15 protein-coding genes and 5 tRNA genes are annotated in these 17,077 nt (G+C 61.3%); 18 read left to right on the forward strand and 2 right to left on the reverse strand.

The window, feature by feature from the left end; all coding sequences use genetic code 11:
• Positions 1-35: 35 nt before the first annotated feature.
• Complete coding sequence (thiL, locus tag ACP_RS13835) at positions 36-1,052, reverse strand: thiamine-phosphate kinase (RefSeq protein ID WP_015897965.1); 1,017 nt, start codon at positions 1,050-1,052, stop codon at positions 36-38.
• Between the two features lie 244 nt (positions 1,053-1,296).
• On the opposite strand from thiL, the gene ACP_RS13840 reads away from it, so the two are divergent.
• Positions 1,297-2,265, forward strand: coding sequence for a M23 family metallopeptidase (locus ACP_RS13840; protein WP_238525566.1), 969 nt, complete (start codon positions 1,297-1,299; stop codon positions 2,263-2,265).
• A 636-nt stretch (positions 2,266-2,901) separates the two neighbouring features.
• Here the strand turns inward: ACP_RS13840 and ACP_RS13845 are convergent.
• Positions 2,902-3,957, reverse strand: a complete 1,056-nt coding sequence (locus ACP_RS13845) for a hypothetical protein (protein WP_238525567.1) — start codon at positions 3,955-3,957, stop codon at positions 2,902-2,904.
• Positions 3,958-4,121: 164 nt separating this feature from the next.
• Between ACP_RS13845 and ACP_RS13850 the strand changes: the two genes are divergently transcribed.
• From ACP_RS13850 to rpoB, 17 genes are all read left to right on the forward strand, one after another.
• Positions 4,122-5,036, forward strand: a complete 915-nt coding sequence (locus ACP_RS13850; RefSeq protein WP_015897968.1) for a hypothetical protein — start codon at positions 4,122-4,124, stop codon at positions 5,034-5,036.
• Positions 5,037-5,196: 160 nt separating this feature from the next.
• Positions 5,197-5,272 (forward strand) — tRNA-Thr (locus tag ACP_RS13855).
• A gap of 222 nt (positions 5,273-5,494) precedes the next feature.
• Positions 5,495-5,582 (forward strand) — tRNA-Tyr (locus tag ACP_RS13860).
• A gap of 48 nt (positions 5,583-5,630) precedes the next feature.
• Positions 5,631-5,819: a hypothetical protein gene (locus ACP_RS13865; protein ID WP_015897969.1), complete on the forward strand. Its 189-nt coding sequence runs from the start codon at positions 5,631-5,633 to the stop codon at positions 5,817-5,819.
• A 2-nt stretch (positions 5,820-5,821) separates the two neighbouring features.
• A tRNA-Thr gene (locus tag ACP_RS13870) sits at positions 5,822-5,897 on the forward strand.
• Positions 5,898-6,017: 120 nt separating this feature from the next.
• Positions 6,018-6,092, forward strand: a tRNA-Gly gene (locus tag ACP_RS13875).
• 34 nt (positions 6,093-6,126) lie between these two features.
• Positions 6,127-6,435 carry a hypothetical protein gene (locus ACP_RS13880; protein ID WP_015897970.1) on the forward strand — a complete coding sequence of 103 codons (309 nt, stop codon included), beginning with the start codon at positions 6,127-6,129 and terminating at the stop codon, positions 6,433-6,435.
• Between the two features lie 81 nt (positions 6,436-6,516).
• The gene (gene tuf, locus ACP_RS13885; protein WP_015896586.1) at positions 6,517-7,704 is read left to right on the forward strand and encodes an elongation factor Tu; all 1,188 of its coding nucleotides are present in this window, start codon (positions 6,517-6,519) and stop codon (positions 7,702-7,704) included.
• A 133-nt stretch (positions 7,705-7,837) separates the two neighbouring features.
• The gene (gene rpmG, locus ACP_RS13890) at positions 7,838-7,987 is read left to right on the forward strand and encodes a 50S ribosomal protein L33 (RefSeq protein WP_015897971.1); all 150 of its coding nucleotides are present in this window, start codon (positions 7,838-7,840) and stop codon (positions 7,985-7,987) included.
• Between the two features lie 118 nt (positions 7,988-8,105).
• Positions 8,106-8,181, forward strand: a tRNA-Trp gene (locus ACP_RS13895).
• 74 nt (positions 8,182-8,255) lie between these two features.
• Positions 8,256-8,543 (forward strand): preprotein translocase subunit SecE, encoded by a 288-nt coding sequence (gene secE / locus ACP_RS13900; RefSeq protein ID WP_238525568.1) that lies wholly within the window; start codon positions 8,256-8,258, stop codon positions 8,541-8,543.
• An 11-nt stretch (positions 8,544-8,554) separates the two neighbouring features.
• Positions 8,555-9,172: a transcription termination/antitermination protein NusG gene (gene nusG / locus ACP_RS13905; RefSeq protein ID WP_015897973.1), complete on the forward strand. Its 618-nt coding sequence runs from the start codon at positions 8,555-8,557 to the stop codon at positions 9,170-9,172.
• A gap of 177 nt (positions 9,173-9,349) precedes the next feature.
• Positions 9,350-9,787 (forward strand): 50S ribosomal protein L11, encoded by a 438-nt coding sequence (gene rplK / locus ACP_RS13910; RefSeq protein WP_015897974.1) that lies wholly within the window; start codon positions 9,350-9,352, stop codon positions 9,785-9,787.
• Positions 9,788-9,926: 139 nt separating this feature from the next.
• On the forward strand, positions 9,927-10,637 hold the full coding sequence (gene rplA / locus ACP_RS13915) for a 50S ribosomal protein L1 (protein WP_015897975.1): 711 nt from the start codon (positions 9,927-9,929) through the stop codon (positions 10,635-10,637).
• 106 nt (positions 10,638-10,743) lie between these two features.
• The gene (rplJ, locus tag ACP_RS13920; protein WP_015897976.1) at positions 10,744-11,289 is read left to right on the forward strand and encodes a 50S ribosomal protein L10; all 546 of its coding nucleotides are present in this window, start codon (positions 10,744-10,746) and stop codon (positions 11,287-11,289) included.
• Between the two features lie 144 nt (positions 11,290-11,433).
• Entirely contained in the window at positions 11,434-11,814 is a 381-nt protein-coding gene (rplL, locus tag ACP_RS13925; RefSeq protein ID WP_015897977.1) for a 50S ribosomal protein L7/L12, read from the forward strand.
• 739 nt (positions 11,815-12,553) lie between these two features.
• A complete protein-coding gene (gene rpoB / locus ACP_RS18845; protein ID WP_015897978.1) occupies positions 12,554-17,044 on the forward strand; it encodes a DNA-directed RNA polymerase subunit beta in 4,491 nt (1,496 codons plus the stop codon).
• The last annotated feature ends 33 nt before the right edge of the window (positions 17,045-17,077 follow it).

The following is a 17,077-nucleotide window of genomic DNA, read 5'->3' on the forward strand; positions in this document are numbered from 1 at the left end:
CATCCTGATCGTAACAAGCAGCGTCGCCCCGCGCCTCAACGCGGCCTGAAGTGCTCCCATCCACCCGGAGCCAGCGCTTCGGAGCTTCCGCCGGCCGAGCGCAACTGCATGCGCGGTTGCCTGCGCGCAGGAGCCTGCATGGCGCCAATGCAGGTGACCGGCACGCCCGCAATCTGGCGGGGCACGCGAGCGGCTGGAGCAGCGGTGAACAGCAGCTCGTAGTCTTCGCCGCCATGCAGCGCCAGACCCTGTGCGGAGGCTGCCCAGCCGCGCTCCGCCGCCATGACCGCGAGCGGATGCACCGGCAGGGCCGCCGCGTCGATGACCGCCGCGAGGCCAGACTCTTCGCAGAGGTGGTCGAGATCGGTCGAGAGGCCGTCGCTGATGTCGATGGCCGCCGTCGCCAGCCGGGCGCCGAGCAGCCGCTGGCCCACCGCGAGCCGTGGCTGCGGAAACAACTGCGGATGCGCCGTCGCGCCCTTCAGGCGGAGCGACTGCCCATGCCCAAGGGCCAGCAGTTCCGCGGCCGCGCCGCCGAGGGCTCCGGTCACGTAGAGGCGGTCTCCTGCTCTTGCTCCCGAGCGCAGCAGTGCCCGGCCGCGCGGCGTCTGGCCGAGCAATACGATGTCCGCAATGACGCCGCCCATCGGCGATTGCGCAGTGTCGCCCCCGGCGAGCGAGACGCCGTGCGCGTCTGCCAGCGCCAGCAGGCCGTCGAGAAAGCGGTCAAGCCATGATTTCTTCGCGCGGCCCTGGGGGCGCATCCGTTCCGGCGGCGCGGCGAGCGAGAGAAACGCGGCCAGCGGAGAGGCGCCCATGGCCGCGAGGTCGCTGAGTCCACGCGCCAGGCAGCGGTGCCCGGCGGACTCGGGCGAGTGCCAGTCGCGGCGAAAATGCGTGCCCTCGAGCAGCAGGTCGGTCGTCACCACAATCTCGTGGCCGGCGCGGGGGCGCAGCACGGCGCAATCGTCCCCAATGCCCACGCGCACCCCGGCCCCATACTTTGGTAACCGGGCGGCCAGGGCCGCGATCCATTGCCGTTCTGCTGTCATGTTGTGGCTCTTTCGCAAGCACTCAGCATAGCGCGTTGGCGGGCGCACGGCGGCTGATTCGACGTCTGTGCCCGGTTGGGATGCTCTGCCAGAACTTTTCCCATTTGGAAACGTGCCGGCGGAGGTACAGAGTTTGCACGATTCCACCGTTGACCCGGTGCCTTCCGGCTGTTACGGTCAAAAAGGAGATGCGATGCCCGAAAGGTTGTCTGCGTCTCGTAAATTTTTTTCAGGCCAGGCAGTCTTGTTCAAAAAGCGCTATTACATCATCTTCGTGGCACGAGAAGAGGATGGGAGACTTCGCAAGATTCCCATTCCGATGCGCTACGCCTACATCTTTGTGGCGGCAGCCGTGGTAGGCGCGTTCACCATCACTGGCATGGCGGGCTCTTACACCCGCATGCTGCTCAAGACGGCCCGCTTCAACCAGGTGCGCTCGCAGCAGGTGGCGCTCCAGAAGGACTACCAGAACCTGCAGGTGGTGGCGCACGAGAAGGAAGTGCAGGCGGCCACGCTGGGCTCTCTGGCCAGCGAGGTGGCTGCGCTTTATGGTCTCAGCCACGGGCATATCTCTCGCGACTCCGCGGTGACGGCCACTTCGCCGCTTTCCGATGCCTCCAACGTGAACTTTACGGAGCAGGCTTACGAGCGCTCGCTCAATGAGCTTTCGTCGCTGCGCAGCACGGCTCTGGCCGGCGGCATCTCGAACTCGATGGAGATGAACCTGCTCAACACCAAGGATGGCGGCGGCTGGGCAGACTTTGCCAGCGCTCCCGCACTCTGGCCGATTACGGGCCGGGTGACGAGCGCCTTTGGCGAGCGTCAGGACCCCGTTCGCACCGGCGAAACGGAGTTTCATACCGGCATCGACATTGCCGCCAGCTACGGGCAGCCCGTGCATGCCACGGCCAACGGCGTGGTGGAGCTTGCCGGGGAAGAAACCGGCTATGGCCGGATGGTCATCCTGAACAACGGCCACGGCATTCAGACCTACTATGCTCACCTCTCCGGCTTTGCCGTGACTGAGGGCGAGCGGGTGCATATCGGCGAGGTGATCGGGTATGTCGGCGAGAGCGGCCGCGTGACCGGCCCGAACCTGCACTATGAGGTTCGCATTCACAATACGCCGGTCAATCCGCACCCCTTCATGCATGAGACGATGCGCCAGCTTGCCGCCTCCGGCGGGGTGGTTTCTGCCGCCGCGGGAAGCTGATTCCTGTTCCGGATGGAAGTGCAAAGGCCGCCCGCGGGCGGCCTTTGTTGTTGCCCCGGGGGCATCACAGCGGGATCAGGGTCGGGAGCGGGTTCGATTGCGCCGCGGTGCTGATCGCCTATAAGTCTAGAGTAATGTGTGAGTTGCGGCGGGATGAGCGAAATATGTGAATTCAGATTCACATATTTTCGCGTCGAAGTGCTTCATTCGCATTTTAGGCAAAGGTAAGTCTTTTTGAATCTTGAGGATGCTGAATTCTGCCGAAAATGTGAATCTGGATTCACTTTTGGCTTTTTTTGCCGGGAAGTTGACCGGAGGGCGGGGGCAAGTATTTGAGTATTAAGATATCTGTTTGAAAAATATGGAGATATGGCCACTTTTTGGATTTCGAAAATGTGAATTCGGATTCACATTGATTGCTGGAGGGGCGCTCTTTTGGGCGCCCTGTTTTTATGGTACCCGGTGAGGGGGATATTTCCGGCAATCTGGCTCGAGTGCGGCCCGTTCGAACCCACCATCGGCAAGAGGCGCGGGCTTCGATCCGGAGGGCGTCTGGAGGACATTCTGAGGCGCGGACAGGGGTACCGGGGGCGAGGCGGCAAAGGATTCAGCGCCCCGCATCCCCGCTGGCAGCGCCTATTTTGCGGGGGCTGCCGGGGAGGCTTGCGGGGCTGGAGATGCGGGCGGGGCCGGAGCGGCGGCGGGTGCCGGGGACGCCGGAGGCGCAGGCTTGAGCATGGTTTTGAGCAATGCGTCGGGGATGGACGCGGTCAGGATGACACGGTTTTTCTTCTGCCGCACACGGGCGCTGTCGATGACCTGTTTGATGTTGGGGTCCACGTGGCCGCCGGTGGGCACGCTTTCGAGCACATGCGCCGCGCCCAGGATGGTCTTGAGGCCATCGGCGGAGGACTTTGCCTCACGCATGCTCTGGGCGATCTCCTCGATGCGCAGGCGCAGCGCGCCGGTCCAGCGGAGCGAGGCCACGAAGGTGGCGTCCGGCGAGATGGGCAGGGCCATGCCAAACAACTGGATTGGCTGCTGCCCGTCGCCGCTGAGGGGCAGGCCAATCTTGCCGATGCCCCAGGCGAGCGAGAGCAGGGGTACGTCCTTGTAGTGCGCGGCCAGCAGAGAGGAGCCGGTGAAGGGCATGGCGGCGGTGCGATAGCGGTCCACGATGGAGTGAATCTGCTCGGCGGTGGGGGTATTGCTGACGGCGACCATGTCATAGCCGAGCAGCGTCACACGATCGGTGCGGCCCTGGTTGGGGATGTCGTAGATGGTGTGGCCGGCGTAGTTCTCCTGAGCGGTCGCGATGCCGGCCAGATATTTCGTGAGCTTGCGGCCGTCGAAGTGACCTTCAAAGACCTCGGAGTAGGCGACCGGCCCATTGGGTCCGTTGGGCGAGGGCATGCGCTGGAGGGCGAAGGCCACCTGATCGAGATCGCGCTCGAGGACGATGCCGGTGGCCTGGATGAATTTCTGGTACTCCGGGCCGGGCGTGACCGGATTGCGGTCAAAGTGCGTGGCGGCGCGCAGGGGCGCGAGGTTGATGTAGACGATGCCGTCGGATTCCGGCAGCAGCCGCGCGACCTCTGGCGGGGCTTTGGCTCGAAGGTAAACCGCTCCGGCGAGCAGGAGCAGAATGGCGGCCACAATGGCAATGGTGATCCGGGTGCGCCGTCGTCTCATGGCAACCATCATCTCATTCAGAGCGGCCCTCGCGAACGTCAAAAGCATGGCCGGAGAGCCAGCCAGCAAGTGCGGCGGGAGGGCCGGGTTGCGTGCTGTGACTCCCGCGCTTGCGTTTGCACCGCGGGCGGCCCTACAACGGTAGGGGTGAAAGAGTCAGCGGCATGAGAGGGCGCAAGTTGCGGACAGCGCTTTTAAGGGGAGTTCTTCTGGCGGCGATTGCGGCCTGTGCCGCCGCGCCGGTGTGGGCTGCCGCTGCCGCTCCGTCGCCGGGCATTATGATTACGGCGGTCTCGCGCAACGAGTCGGTGCTGGCCGGCGGCATCAGCACGGGGCAGTGGACCCCGGACGGACTCGCCGTGGTGGAGCCGATGGCCTGGCTCTCGCCCAGCGGGCAATGGACGGACCTGCCCTGCAACTATCGCTGGGTGACGGATGCCGATCTCGGACTCTGCAAGGCATTTGCGCAGAGCTATCTGGCGGCTCCGCATGCGTACACGATGGTGAGCGCGGCGGGGTTTGGCGGCACGCTGCTGGCGCCGCCGATGGAGCTGGGCAACTGCGACTCGTTCGGTACCACGGCTGCCTATACCGGAGTCGTGGTGGAGGATGGCGCCGTGGCGGCGAGCGACCCGGGGCAGTTTCTGTCGCCGCCTGCGCTGGTGCCGGAGACGAATGCCGGTTATGGCGCGCTCTTTCGCGCCTTTGCAGTTGCCGTGCCGATGCCTGCCACGCGCCTGCTGGGGGTGCGGTTCTTTCATCTCACGCTCGATGGCCAGGCCCTGGTGGTGGCGCAGCGCTCGTTTCTTGACTTTGCGAATGCAGGCCCTTCGGATGCCTCGACGGTGCGACTGATTTTTGCCATTGGAGAGATGCAGGGGCGTCACTTTCATCTGCTCTTCTGGAAGCAGAATGAGACCGAGGAAAATGAGCAGGTGCTGGGCACGGTGCGGCTCAGGAACGGCGCGCAGTTTTTGCTGACCTCAGTGAACACGCCGGAAGCGCAGTTTTTTCGCGCCTACACGGTGCGGGATGGGCAGTTGCGGCTGGTGTTTCAGGGCGGCGGATATAGCTGCTGAAGGGGGTGGCGGGGTTAAGGTTCGCGGGCGCGGAGAGGGTTGCGGCGCTTTGTGGCAAAGCTCGATTGCTCCCGGTCTCTGCGTGTGCTACTGTTCTGTTTATAGCCCTCTGATGCTGACGCGGTCTCGCGCCCAGGTCTGAGGGCTGGGAACTGTTCGGGCTGGCGTAGCTCAGCTGGTAGAGCATCTGATTTGTAATCAGACGGTCGGGGGTTCAAATCCCTTCGCCAGCTCCAGACTCTCCTGCACGAATCAGTACGGGCCGGAGTACCCTTCCGCAGCAGACTCCCATTGCCAGCCAATGTTTTTTGCCGGAGCTTTGCGCCGGGAGGCTGGGTGGTGTCGTGCGGAGGAGTGAAAGCAGTTCCGGCTGAGAAGTTCTTTGGGAATTCGCCAGCCACGGCGCAGCAAGCGCGCGGGGCAGCGGGGAAGAGTGAAAGCTCTGAACCGGGCAATGGGCACAGGTGGCCGAGTGGTTAATGGCAGCAGACTGTAAATCTGCCGCTCCTTGGAGCTACGGAGGTTCGAATCCTCCCCTGTGCACCACGAATTGACGCGCCGGAGTGGTGGCGTGGGACGGGTTGGAAGAGCAGCATGCGATTTGAGGGCGCTCAGCGGAAGGTGGTTGCGCTCCTCGGTCTGGGGCTGCTGGCAGGGTTGGCGTGGTTCACCCTGGATGCGGGCAAGGTGCGGGATATTGTCTGCATCATTCTCGGAAGTTTTGCCTTCCGGATTCTGTTGACGAGGAAGCCTCGGACAGAGTCTTCGGAAGAGGTTTTGTAAGGGCTGATGTAGCTCAGTTGGTAGAGCACTCCCTTGGTAAGGGAGAGGTCACCGGTTCAATCCCGGTCATCAGCTCCAGAGATTCAGCTTTTAGCTCTTAGCTTCTAGCTGTCAGCCTGGCCTGCGCGATGTGGAGCTTCTTCGGCGCTGGTTCAGAGCTAAAAGCTAAAAGCTGAGGGCTAACGGCTTTGTTGCAGGGCGGGAGTAACTCAGTGGTAGAGTCACAGCCTTCCAAGCTGTTGGTCGCGGGTTCGATTCCCGTCTCCCGCTCCAAACGTTAGAAGGCGCAGGTAAGGGCAAGAGAACGATGTTCGAGCAAGCAGTACTTCCCGTTCAGAATGAGCAGATCTTCTCGAAGGTTGCCGGGGCGATCGATGTTGCCTTCTCGCCGGCCAAGGTGGAAGGCTTTATCCGCAGCGTGAAGCGGTCGGGCCTGCGGATTCGCCAGTATGAGGCTGTGTTGGCTCATGGGCTGCTTGGCAAGGAAACGCCGTCACTCTATGCCTCGCTCGGCGACTCGGATCGCGGCCAGGTGCGCGAGCATTATCTTCGCAGTCTGGAGCAGGTGGCTCCTGATCTGCGGCAGAAGTATCTGAAGGTTTACGCCTACTACTGAGGCGAAAAAGTTGGCGGGGTTTTGCACGGTGGAAGCCCCGGAATCAAGTTCAAGCATTGCAATCCAGGAGATTGAGCAGACATGGCGAAGGAGAAATTTGATCGTTCGAAGCCTCACGTGAATGTGGGGACGATTGGTCACATCGATCACGGGAAGACGACGTTGACGGCAGCGATCACGAAGGTGTTGTCGAAGCACAACCCGAACATCGCGTTCCGTTCGTTCGACACGATTGACAACGCGCCGGAAGAGCGTGAGCGCGGTATCACGATTGCGACGGCGCACGTGGAGTATGAGACGTCGAACCGTCACTATGCTCACGTGGACTGCCCGGGCCACGCCGATTACATCAAGAACATGATCACGGGCGCGGCGCAGATGGATGGCGCGATCCTGGTGGTGGCAGCGACCGACGGTCCGATGCCGCAGACCAAGGAGCACGTTCTGTTGGCCCGCCAGGTGGGTGTGCCTTACATCGTGGTGTTCCTGAACAAGTGCGATGCTGTGGAAGACCCCGAGCTGATCGACCTGGTGGAGATGGAAGTGCGTGAGCTTCTGTCGAAGTACAACTTCCCAGGCGACGATGTGCCGGTGATTCGCGGTTCGGCCCTGGGCGGTCTGAACGGCGAGGCGCAGTGGGAAGCGAAGATCGACGAGCTGATGCAGGCCGTGGACGACAACGTGCCGTTGCCGGCGCGTGCGGTGGACCAGCCGTTCCTGATGCCGATTGAGGATATCTTCTCGATCTCTGGCCGCGGCACGGTAGTGACGGGCCGCATCGAGCGCGGCAAGGTGAAGGTGGGCGAGGAAGCCGAGATTGTGGGCTTCCGTGACACGCGCAAGACGGTGGTGACCGGCGTCGAGATGTTCAAGAAGCAGCTCGATGAGGGCATGGCCGGCGACAATGCGGGTCTGCTGCTGCGCGGTGTGGCGAAGGAAGATGTGGAGCGCGGCATGGTTCTGGCGAAGCCGGGATCGATCACGCCTCACACGAAGTTCAAGGGCGAGGTTTACGTGCTGTCGAAGGAAGAAGGCGGGCGTCACACTCCGTTCTTCAATGGCTACCGTCCTCAGTTCTACTTCCGCACGACGGACGTGACGGGCACGGCGAAGCTTCCGGAAGGCACGGAGATGGTGATGCCGGGCGACAACATCGCGCTGGAGATCGAGCTGCACACTCCGGTGGCGATGGAGAAGGGCCTGCGCTTCGCGATTCGCGAAGGCGGCCGCACGGTCGGCGCCGGTACGATCAGCGAAATCCTGCAGTAAGCGCAGGGTGGAACGAGACAGGGCAAGGCCCGGAGCTCCAAGGAGCTCCGGGCAGAGTTGCGAATGGCGGCTAAGGATATCCCGGAGACGGGATTCATTAGGAAAAAGCCGCCGATTCAGTTAGGATTAAAAAATGCGTGAAATTGTGACATTGCAGTGTGGGGAGTGCAAGGAGCGCAACTACACGACGACGAAGAACAAGAAGACGACCACGGGCCGTCTTGAGTTCTCGAAGTTCTGTAAGCGTTGCCGCAAGCACACCGACCATAAGGAAACGAAGTAGAGAAGCAGCTTTTAGCTGCCAGCTATTAGCTTTTAGCGGAACCTGCCGCAGCCTTCGTGCTTTATGCTTGCGCGGTCGAGGCCTGAGGCTAAAAGCTAGCGGCTAACAGCTATCACACAGGGGCGTAAGCTCAACGGTTAAACTGTCGGTCTCCAAAACCGAACTTGGGGGTTCGAATCCCTCCGCCCCTGCCAGTGTTTTTTCGAAGCAGTAGTTTTAGACAACAGGATTGCAGCGCCGCACGCCAGGCGTTGCGGGAGCAGGGCAGATGCCCGTAGCAGAGAAAGAGAAGAAGTCCATGGCCAAGGCAGCGGCGACCGTCAATGATGCAGCGCAGGTGGTGAAAACGGGAAATCCGTGGACGCGCAGCATGGAGTTTTTCAAAGACGTGCGCTCGGAGATGCGCAAGGTGGTGACGCCTTCGCGGGCTGAGGTGCAGTCGACGACGCTGGTGGTGATTTTCTCGGTATTTCTGTTTTCGGCGTTTTTCTACGTGGTCGATTCCATTGTCGGGCGCGGGCTGCAGGCCCTGTTGCATGCGCTGGGCGGGCAGTAGAGAGGGATTTCATGACAGAAGAGCTTCAGCCAAATACCGCCGCCGAGGACGAGGTTCCTGCCGCAGGCGGTCAGCTCGAGCCTCCCGCGAACGAGCAGTTCAAGTGGTATATCATCCACGCGTACTCGGGTTTTGAGCGCAAGGTCAAGGAATCGATCGAAGGGCGCGTGCAGGCGTTTGGTCTGCAGAACAAGATTGGCCGCGTGATGATTCCGACCGAGCCTGTGACGGAGATCGTCAACGGCAAGAAGCGCACCATTGAGCGGGTTTTTCTGCCGGGTTATGTGCTGGTCGAGATGGACCTCGACAATGACCTGTGGCACATCATCAAGGACACGCCGCGCGTCACGGGCTTTCTGGGTACCGGCGATAAGCCGGTGGCGCTCAGCGAGGCCGAGGTCAGCTCGATTCTCTTCCGGACAGATGTCTCGAAGGAGAAGCCGCGGCTCAAGATCAAGTTTGAGAAGAACGAGTCGGTGCGGATCACCGAAGGGCCCTTTGCGAACTTCAATGGTGTTGTGGACGACATCAATGAGGACCGCGAGACACTCAAGGTTATGGTAACGATCTTCGGCCGGTCCACTCCGGTGGAACTGGAGTTCGCGAAAGTGGAGAAGATCGAAGAGTAGGTTTTTAGCTGCCAGCTTCTAGCTATTAGCTTTCAGCTGCAGTCGTTAGGATTCAAGGGCCTCTCAGCCCAGCCCGAATTGGAAATTGCGGCCTGTGAGGCGAAAGCAGTAGAAGCACCAGAAATTCAAGCTAAAGGCTAATAGCTAAAAGCTAGTAGCTGCATTTAAGGAAAAGCGATGCCTCCGACAAAGAAGGTACAGACGTACGTCAAGCTCCAGATTGAAGCCGGCAAGGCCAACCCTGCGCCGCCGGTCGGCCCCGCGCTCGGTCAGGCGCAGGTCAACATCATGGAGTTCTGCAAGCAGTTCAATGCCCGCACGCAGAACAAGGAGATGGCCGGCCTGATCATTCCGGTCGTCATCACTGTGTATGTGGACCGCAGCTTCACCTTTATCACCAAGACGCCTCCGGCTGCGGTGCTGCTCAAGAAGGCAGCCGCTGTGGCGAAGGGTTCGGGTACGCCGAACAAGGCCAAGGTGGGCACGGTGACCGAAGCCCAGGTGCGTGAGATTGCGACCCAGAAGATGCCCGATCTGAACGCGGCCTCAGTGGAGACCGCGATCAAGAGCATCAAGGGCACCGCCCGCTCCATGGGCATCGACATCGTAGCGTAAATGCATCCAGATGGCCTTCCGGCTTGCCGGGAGGCCTTTTTCTGTGGATAATCAGGAGACGTGCCCGTGAGATGATTGCGGGCCGAGAGACCACGGCCGGCAGGCAGCAGCGCCCGAGCGGTGGAAGACGAGAAGGTATATGTCGAAAAAAGTCAGCAAGAACGTCGCAAAGGCGCGCGCGGCTGTGGAGCCCCGCCCTTATACGTTGCAGGATGCAGTTCCTCTTCTGCAGCAGGTCAAGTTTGCCAAGTTTGATGAGACCGTCGATCTGACCATGCGTCTGGGCGTCGATCCTCGCCATGCGGACCAGATGGTGCGCGGCACGGTCGTTCTGCCCCACGGCCTCGGTAAGACCAAGAAGGTTGCCGTCATCACGACGGGCGACCGCCAGAAGGAAGCCGAAGCGGCTGGCGCCGAGATTGTGGGCGGCGAAGAGCTGGTTGAGAAGATTCAGAAGGAAAGCTGGACGGATTTTGATGCCCTGATCGCGACCCCGGACATGATGCGTTCGGTGGGCCGTCTAGGTAAGGTCCTCGGTCCCCGTGGCCTGATGCCGAATCCGAAGACCGGCACGGTGACCAACGATGTCGCCGCCGCGGTCAAGGAAATCAAGGCCGGTAAGATCGAGTACCGCACCGATAAGACCGCGCTCGTGCACGTTCCGGTGGGCAAGCTGTCGTTCCCGGCTGAGAAGCTGATCGACAACGCGATGACGGTCATCACGAGCGTCGTTCGCGCGAAACCTTCGGCGGCCAAGGGCAAGTACATCAAGGGCATTACGCTCAGCTCGACGATGGGCCCTGGCATTCCGCTCGATGGTTCGGTGGCGGACGCAGCGGCCAAGGCGTAAGGGCAGCCCTTAGCTATTAGCTATTAGCTTTTAGCTGACGCGGCGGCGACTCAAAGATTGAACCGGCTCAGGCTAAAACCCGGGAGCTGAGAGCTAGAGGCTTATTATGGCATTGACGAAAGCACGTAAGGCGGAACGGATCGAGACGCTCGCGAAAGAGCTGGAGCACTCGACGAGCGCCATTATCGGTACCTTTGCAAAACTCACCGTGTCGCAGGACTTTGAGCTGCGCCAGAAGGTGCGGGCCGCCGGCGGCCGCTACCGCGTGGTGAAGAACAAGCTCGCGGCGCGCGCGTCGAAGGGCACGCAGATTGAGGCTGCCCTGCAGGGGCTCAAGGGAGTTTCCTCGGTGGCCTATACCAGCGGCGATCCGGTCGCGCTGGCGAAGGCGATGGCCGACTGGGTGAAGGAGAACGCCGAGTTCACCTTCAAGCTGGGCATTGTCGACGGCAAGGTCATCACGGTTGAGGAAGTCGACCAGCTGGCCAAGATGCCGGGCAAGGAAGAGATTTTCTCGAAGCTGCTGTATCTCATCAACGCGCCGGCGCAGCGCCTGGCGACGGTGATGGCCGCCACGGGCCGCGATCTGGCTGTGGTGATCAATCAGGGCGTCGAGAAGGGCAAGTTTTCGGGCGAGCAGGCTTCGGCCTAGCGCTTAGAAGGTATCCGCCGCGAAGGGCGAATTTGAGGGGTGCTGGTCTGGGCACATCGGAAACCTCAAAGGAGCGAAGCGGCGACCGGGGTGGTCATCCTCCTCGGGCGGGACAACAAAATTTCGAAGTATTTGGAGAACATCATGGCGGATTTGCAGCAGTTGGAAGATCAGATTGTCAGCCTGAGCCTGCTCGATGCGGCAGCTCTGGTTAAGAAGCTCGAAGAGCGCCTGGGCGTCTCGGCCGCGGCAGCAGCCCCGGTTGTGGTCGCGGGTGGCGCGGCGGGCGCGGGTGCTGCTGAGGCAGCAGCCGAGCAGACCGAGTTCACCGTCATCCTGAAGGATGCCGGCGCGAACAAGATCAACACCATCAAGGCCGTGCGCGAAGTCACCGCGCTGGGTCTGAAGGAAGCCAAGGATCTCGTCGACGGCGCTCCCAAGCCGCTGAAGGAGAACATCAGCAAGGAAGATGCCGAAGCCATCAAGAAGAAGTTCGATGGCGTGGCGACGATCGAGATCAAGTAATTCGCCTTTGGTCAAGAAGGCAACTTGCATGCCAAAGCGGAGGGCGCTATACTGTTTTAGTGCGCGCACTCCGCTTTGCATCTTTTTATGAGCAGATGTTCGGGAGTGCGGCTATCTGCCCTCAACCTCTTTTAGTTCGCAGCCTTCTTTTGCCGGCATTTTCAGGGCCGGCACTTGCAGTCTGCGCTGGATAGGCGAAAGAGCGGGGCAATCAAGAGTCTCCGGCGCAGGCGGCCGGCGTAGGGTCAGATTTGGCGGCGAATCTGGTCATGCGAGCAAAAGATCAGCTGTGAGACGTTTAGGCGCGCAGTATTGAATCGGCGGGAATCAGACATTCTGACTTTTTTTCGTGCACAAAGCGGTTGTGGCGCTCGCGGGAGCTATTGTCTCCGCGGGCCTTTTGCCGTTGTGCCGTCCTTCTTGTCCACCGGTTCGTCCTTTCCGTCTCTTCATTCCCACCGCTCCCAGTGGAAGATGCAGGGCTATCCGGCTTTGCGTTCCTTCCTCGCTTGCTCCCTCTGACGTCATCGGCGTCGGGGCGAGTTGTCTGAAGGATTTTTTCGGGGAGGGCGGTTTTCCTCTCCATCTGGCGATTGCATAGCGCCAGCGGTCACCAAAGCGGGGCAGTCCGTCGGCGAGGCGGGACGGCTCACGCGGAACAGTTGAGAAACAGGGGAAGCCCGCGAGACTCGGGTGGTGCTTCCTTCGCTCTCGCAATTACGAGTCTTGAGGAGTGTGCATGCCGAACGAGAATCGCGCCATTCGTAGCCGTCTCGATTTTTCCAAGATTCCAACCTCTATCAAGATCCCGAACCTGATCGAGGTCCAGCGGCGCTCCTACGAGCGTTTTCTGCAGATGGACAAGCTCCCCACCGAGCGTGAGGACAACGGTCTGCAGTCGGTCTTCACTTCGGTCTTCCCGATTGCCGACTTCCGCAATATATCGCAGCTTGACTTTGTGGATTACTCGATCGGCAACTGGGAGTGCAAGTGCGGCCACCTCAAGGGCCTGCATCACCTGCGCACCGCCTGTACGCATTGCGGCAACATGGTCATTACCGACCCGTTCCATCCGGGCGATGTGCTGTGCCAGAAGTGCGGCACGTACAACAAGAACACCCCTGACTTCTGTAACAAGTGCGGAGACCCCGTGGGTCTGCAGCTCAAGTATGACCAGGCGGAGTGCGAAGAGCGCGGCATGACCTTCTCCGCGCCGCTCAAGGTGACGGTGCGCCTCACCATTTATGACAAGGACCCGGAGACGGGCGCCAAGACCATCCGCGACATCAAGGAGCAGGAAGTCTTCTTTGGCGACATTCCGCTGATGACGCAGAATGGCACCTTCATCGTGAATGGCACCGAGCGCGTCATTGTGTCGCAGTTGCACCGCTCGCCGGGCGTCTTCTTTGAGACGGCCAACAACCGCACCTACTTCCTCGGCAAGATCATTCCGTACCGCGGCTCGTGGGTGGAATTTGAGTACGACCAGAAGAACACGCTCTACGTGCGCATTGACCGCAAGCGCAAGTTCCTGGGCACGATCTTTCTGCGCGCGCTCGGCCTGAAGTCCGACGAGGAGATTCTCAAGACCTTCTACACGGTCGATCGCATTCAGGTGAAGGACGGCAAGCTCTACTGGACCGTGGCCGAAGCCGGCACGCCGACCCACCTGCTGGGCGCCAAGCCCGCGCACGCCGTCGTACACAATGGGCAGGAAATTGTTCACTCCGGCCGCAAGATCACGGCCTCGGTGCTGAAGGCGATTCGCGAGGCCAAGCTCGAGCAGATCGAGATTGACACGACCGACCTCGACGGCGCGATGACCGCGGCGGACGTAATCGACACCGAGACAGGCGAAGTGCTGCTCGAGGCCAACCACGAGCTCACGCCCGACAAGCTGCACAAGATTGTCGAGGCCGGCATTCCGACGGTTGAGGTCTTCTTCCCTGAGCGCGACGACGTGGGCAACATTATCACGAACACACTGCGGCGCGACTCGGTGCGCAAGCCTGAAGAGGCGCTCATCGAGATCTACCGCAAGCTGCGTCCGGGTGACCCGCCGACGCTCGATACCGCGACAGCGCTGTTTGAGGGCATGTTCTTTGACCCGCGCAAGTATGACTTCTCGCGCGTGGGCCGCCTCAAGTTCAACATCAAGCTCTATGAGAATGCCGAAGAGACGCCGCTCGATCACCGCACGCTGACGGCGGGCGACTTCTATTCGACCATTCGCTACCTGCTCAAACTGCGCAAGAACATCGGCGTGGTGGACGATATCGATCACCTGGGCAACCGCCGCGTGCGCGCGGTCGGCGAGCTGATGGAGAATCAGTTCCGCATCGGCCTCGTGCGCATGGAGCGCGCCATCAAGGAAAAGATGAGCGTTTACCAGGAGATGTCGACGGCCATGCCGCACGACCTCATCAACGCGAAGCCCGTCATGGCGGCCATCCGCGAGTTCTTCGGCTCTTCGCAGCTCTCGCAGTTCATGGACCAGACCAACCCGCTCTCTGAGATCACGCACAAGCGCCGTCTCTCAGCGCTTGGGCCGGGTGGTCTCTCGCGTGAGCGCGCCGGCTTTGAGGTGCGCGACGTTCACCCGACGCACTACGGCCGCATCTGCCCGATTGAGACGCCGGAAGGTCCGAACATCGGTCTGATCAGCTCGCTTTCCTGCTTTGCCCGCATCAACGAGTACGGCTTCATCGAGTCGCCTTACCGCCGCGTGCGCGACGGGCAGGTGCTCGACTTTGTGGCTGTCACCAATGCGGGTGAGAGCGGCCTGCGCGTGGGCGATTACCTTGAAAAGGCTGAAGCGCTCAAGCTCAACGACAAGCTGCGCGCGGAAAAGAAGCGCATCATCGAGTTCGAGCCGTTCTCGTTCTACCTGTCGGCATGGGAAGAGGATCGTCACACCATCGCGCAGGCCAACGTCAAGCTTGACGAGAACAAGCACATCGTCGAAGACCTGGTCAATGCGCGCCGGCAGGGCAACTTTGTCCTCGTCAACCGCGAAGAAGTGGACTATGTGGACGTGAGCCCGAAGCAGTTGGTTTCGGTCGCCGCATCGCTGGTGCCCTTCCTGGAGCATGACGACGCGAACCGCGCACTGATGGGCGCGAACATGCAACGCCAGTCCGTGCCTCTGCTCGTTTCCGAGGCTCCGCTGGTCGGCACCGGCATGGAAGGCGTGACCGCCCGCGACTCGGGCGCCGTCATTCTGGCGCGCCGCAACGGCGTGGTGGACTCGGTCGACTCCGAGCGCATCATCGTGCGCGTCGAAGGCGAGCACCACCCCACGCAGTTGTCGCGTGAGGTGGGTTCTGACATCTACCAGCTCATCAAGTTCAAGCGCTCGAACCAGAACACCTGCATCAACCAGAAGCCGATCGTTCGCAAGGGCGACCGCGTGCTGAAGGGACAGGTCATCGCCGACGGACCCTGCACCGAGCAGGGCGAGCTGGGCCTCGGCCGCAACGTGCTGGTGGCCTTCATGCCGTGGCGCGGTTACAACTTCGAGGACGCGATCCTGATCTCAGAGAAGCTCGTCAAGGAGGACTACTACACGTCGGTCCATATTGAAGAGTTTGAGATCGAAGCCCGCGACACCAAGCTCGGGCCCGAAGAGATCACTCGCGATATCCCCAACGTGAGCGAGCATGCGCTGCGCGATCTGGACGAGAGCGGCATCATCCGCATCGGCGCCAAGGTCAAGCACAATGACATCCTCGTGGGCAAGGTGACGCCGAAGGGCGAAACCCAGCTCACGCCGGAAGAGAAGCTGCTGCGCGCCATCTTCGGTGAAAAGGCCGGCGATGTGCGCGATGCCTCGCTGACGTGCCCTCCGGGCATTGAAGGCACGGTGGTGGACGTCCGCATCTTCTCCCGCAAGGGCCAGGAGAAGGACGAGCGCGCCAAGCAGATTGAGGCCGAGCAGGTGGCCAAGCTCGAGAAGAACCTTGAGGACGAAATCCGCATCCTCACCGACGAGCGGCTCAAGCGCCTGGAAGCGATTCTGGGCGGCAAGGTGGTGCTGGCCGACCTGCACGACGAGCGCACCAACAAGCGCCTGCTCGTGAAGGACGCCGTGCTCGACCGCGACGCCATTGAGCGCATCTCCACCCGTAACCTCAAGCGCATTCGCTACGCTGACAAGGACCCCCGCGTCAACGAGCAGATCGACGAGATCGAGGAGATGACCTCGCGCCAGATTGACGTGCTGCGCAAGATCACCAACGAGCGCATCGCCAAGCTGCAAAAGGGCGATGAGCTGTCGCCGGGCGTCATCAAGATGGTCAAGATCTACATCGCCATGAAGCGCAAGCTCTCGGTGGGTGACAAGATGGCCGGCCGTCACGGCAACAAGGGTGTGATCGCGCGCATTCTTCCCGAGGAAGACATGCCGTATCTGCCCGATGGCACTCCGGTGGAGATTGTGCTGAATCCGCTTGGTGTTCCTTCGCGTATGAACGTCGGTCAGATTCTGGAGACGCATCTCGGCTGGGCCGCCCATGACCTGGGCGTGCAGGTGGCCGCGATCGTCAAGCAGCACCAGGATGCCAACGTGATTCGCGAGGTCATCAAGGAGCGCTTCAAGGGCACGGCGGTCATCAACCAGCTCATCGAGCTGGAGGATGAGCAGCTTCTCCGGGTGGGCGCGGGCATGGCTCGCGGCATCTGGTTTGGCACGGCGGTCTTTGACGGCGCCAAGGAAGAAGAGATCAAGGCGCTGCTGGAGTCGGCCGGTCTGCCGACCTCGGGCAAGACGAAGCTCTTTGACGGCATGACGGGCGAGGCCTTTGAGCAGCCGGTCACAGTGGGCTTCATCTACATGCTCAAGCTGTCGCACCTGGTCGATGACAAGATTCACGCGCGCTCCATCGGGCCGTACTCGCTCATCACCCAGCAGCCGCTGGGCGGCAAGGCGCAGTTCGGTGGCCAGCGCTTCGGCGAAATGGAAGTCTGGGCGCTCGAAGCCTACGGCGCGGCTTACATTCTGCAGGAACTGCTCACCGCCAAGTCCGACGACGTTTATGGCCGCACCAAGATCTACGAGGCCATCGTCAAGGGCGAGGCAGCCATCGAGCCGGGCGTGCCGGAGTCGTTCAACGTTCTCATCCGCGAGCTGCAGTCGCTCTGCCTCGATGTGGAGTTGATCAAGCAGGCTCCCGGCGCCGGTCCTGAGGCAGAGGACGAGAACACCGTACCTCAGTTGGCGGCAGCGGATTAAAAGCAGCTTTTAGCTGTCAGCTCTTAGCCTTTA

The sequence above is a fragment of the Acidobacterium capsulatum ATCC 51196 genome (assembly GCF_000022565.1).
Taxonomy (GTDB): domain Bacteria; phylum Acidobacteriota; class Terriglobia; order Terriglobales; family Acidobacteriaceae; genus Acidobacterium; species Acidobacterium capsulatum.

Excerpts from the sequence above, each read along its gene's own strand:
- ACP_RS13845 (WP_238525567.1), bottom strand. The coding sequence starts at position 3,957 with ATGAGACGACGGCGCACCCGGATCACCATTGCCATTGTGGCCGCCATT.
- secE (WP_238525568.1), top strand. The coding sequence starts at position 8,256 with ATGCCCGTAGCAGAGAAAGAGAAGAAGTCCATGGCCAAGGCAGCGGCG.
- rplL (WP_015897977.1), top strand. The coding sequence starts at position 11,434 with ATGGCGGATTTGCAGCAGTTGGAAGATCAGATTGTCAGCCTGAGCCTG.
- rplA (WP_015897975.1), top strand. The coding sequence starts at position 9,927 with ATGTCGAAAAAAGTCAGCAAGAACGTCGCAAAGGCGCGCGCGGCTGTG.
- thiL (WP_015897965.1), bottom strand. The coding sequence starts at position 1,052 with ATGACAGCAGAACGGCAATGGATCGCGGCCCTGGCCGCCCGGTTACCA.
- rpmG (WP_015897971.1), top strand. The coding sequence starts at position 7,838 with ATGCGTGAAATTGTGACATTGCAGTGTGGGGAGTGCAAGGAGCGCAAC.
- ACP_RS13865 (WP_015897969.1), top strand. The coding sequence starts at position 5,631 with ATGCGATTTGAGGGCGCTCAGCGGAAGGTGGTTGCGCTCCTCGGTCTG.
- nusG (WP_015897973.1), top strand. The coding sequence starts at position 8,555 with ATGACAGAAGAGCTTCAGCCAAATACCGCCGCCGAGGACGAGGTTCCT.
- tuf (WP_015896586.1), top strand. The coding sequence starts at position 6,517 with ATGGCGAAGGAGAAATTTGATCGTTCGAAGCCTCACGTGAATGTGGGG.
- rpoB (WP_015897978.1), top strand. The coding sequence starts at position 12,554 with ATGCCGAACGAGAATCGCGCCATTCGTAGCCGTCTCGATTTTTCCAAG.
- rplK (WP_015897974.1), top strand. The coding sequence starts at position 9,350 with ATGCCTCCGACAAAGAAGGTACAGACGTACGTCAAGCTCCAGATTGAA.
- ACP_RS13880 (WP_015897970.1), top strand. The coding sequence starts at position 6,127 with ATGTTCGAGCAAGCAGTACTTCCCGTTCAGAATGAGCAGATCTTCTCG.
- rplJ (WP_015897976.1), top strand. The coding sequence starts at position 10,744 with ATGGCATTGACGAAAGCACGTAAGGCGGAACGGATCGAGACGCTCGCG.
- ACP_RS13850 (WP_015897968.1), top strand. The coding sequence starts at position 4,122 with ATGAGAGGGCGCAAGTTGCGGACAGCGCTTTTAAGGGGAGTTCTTCTG.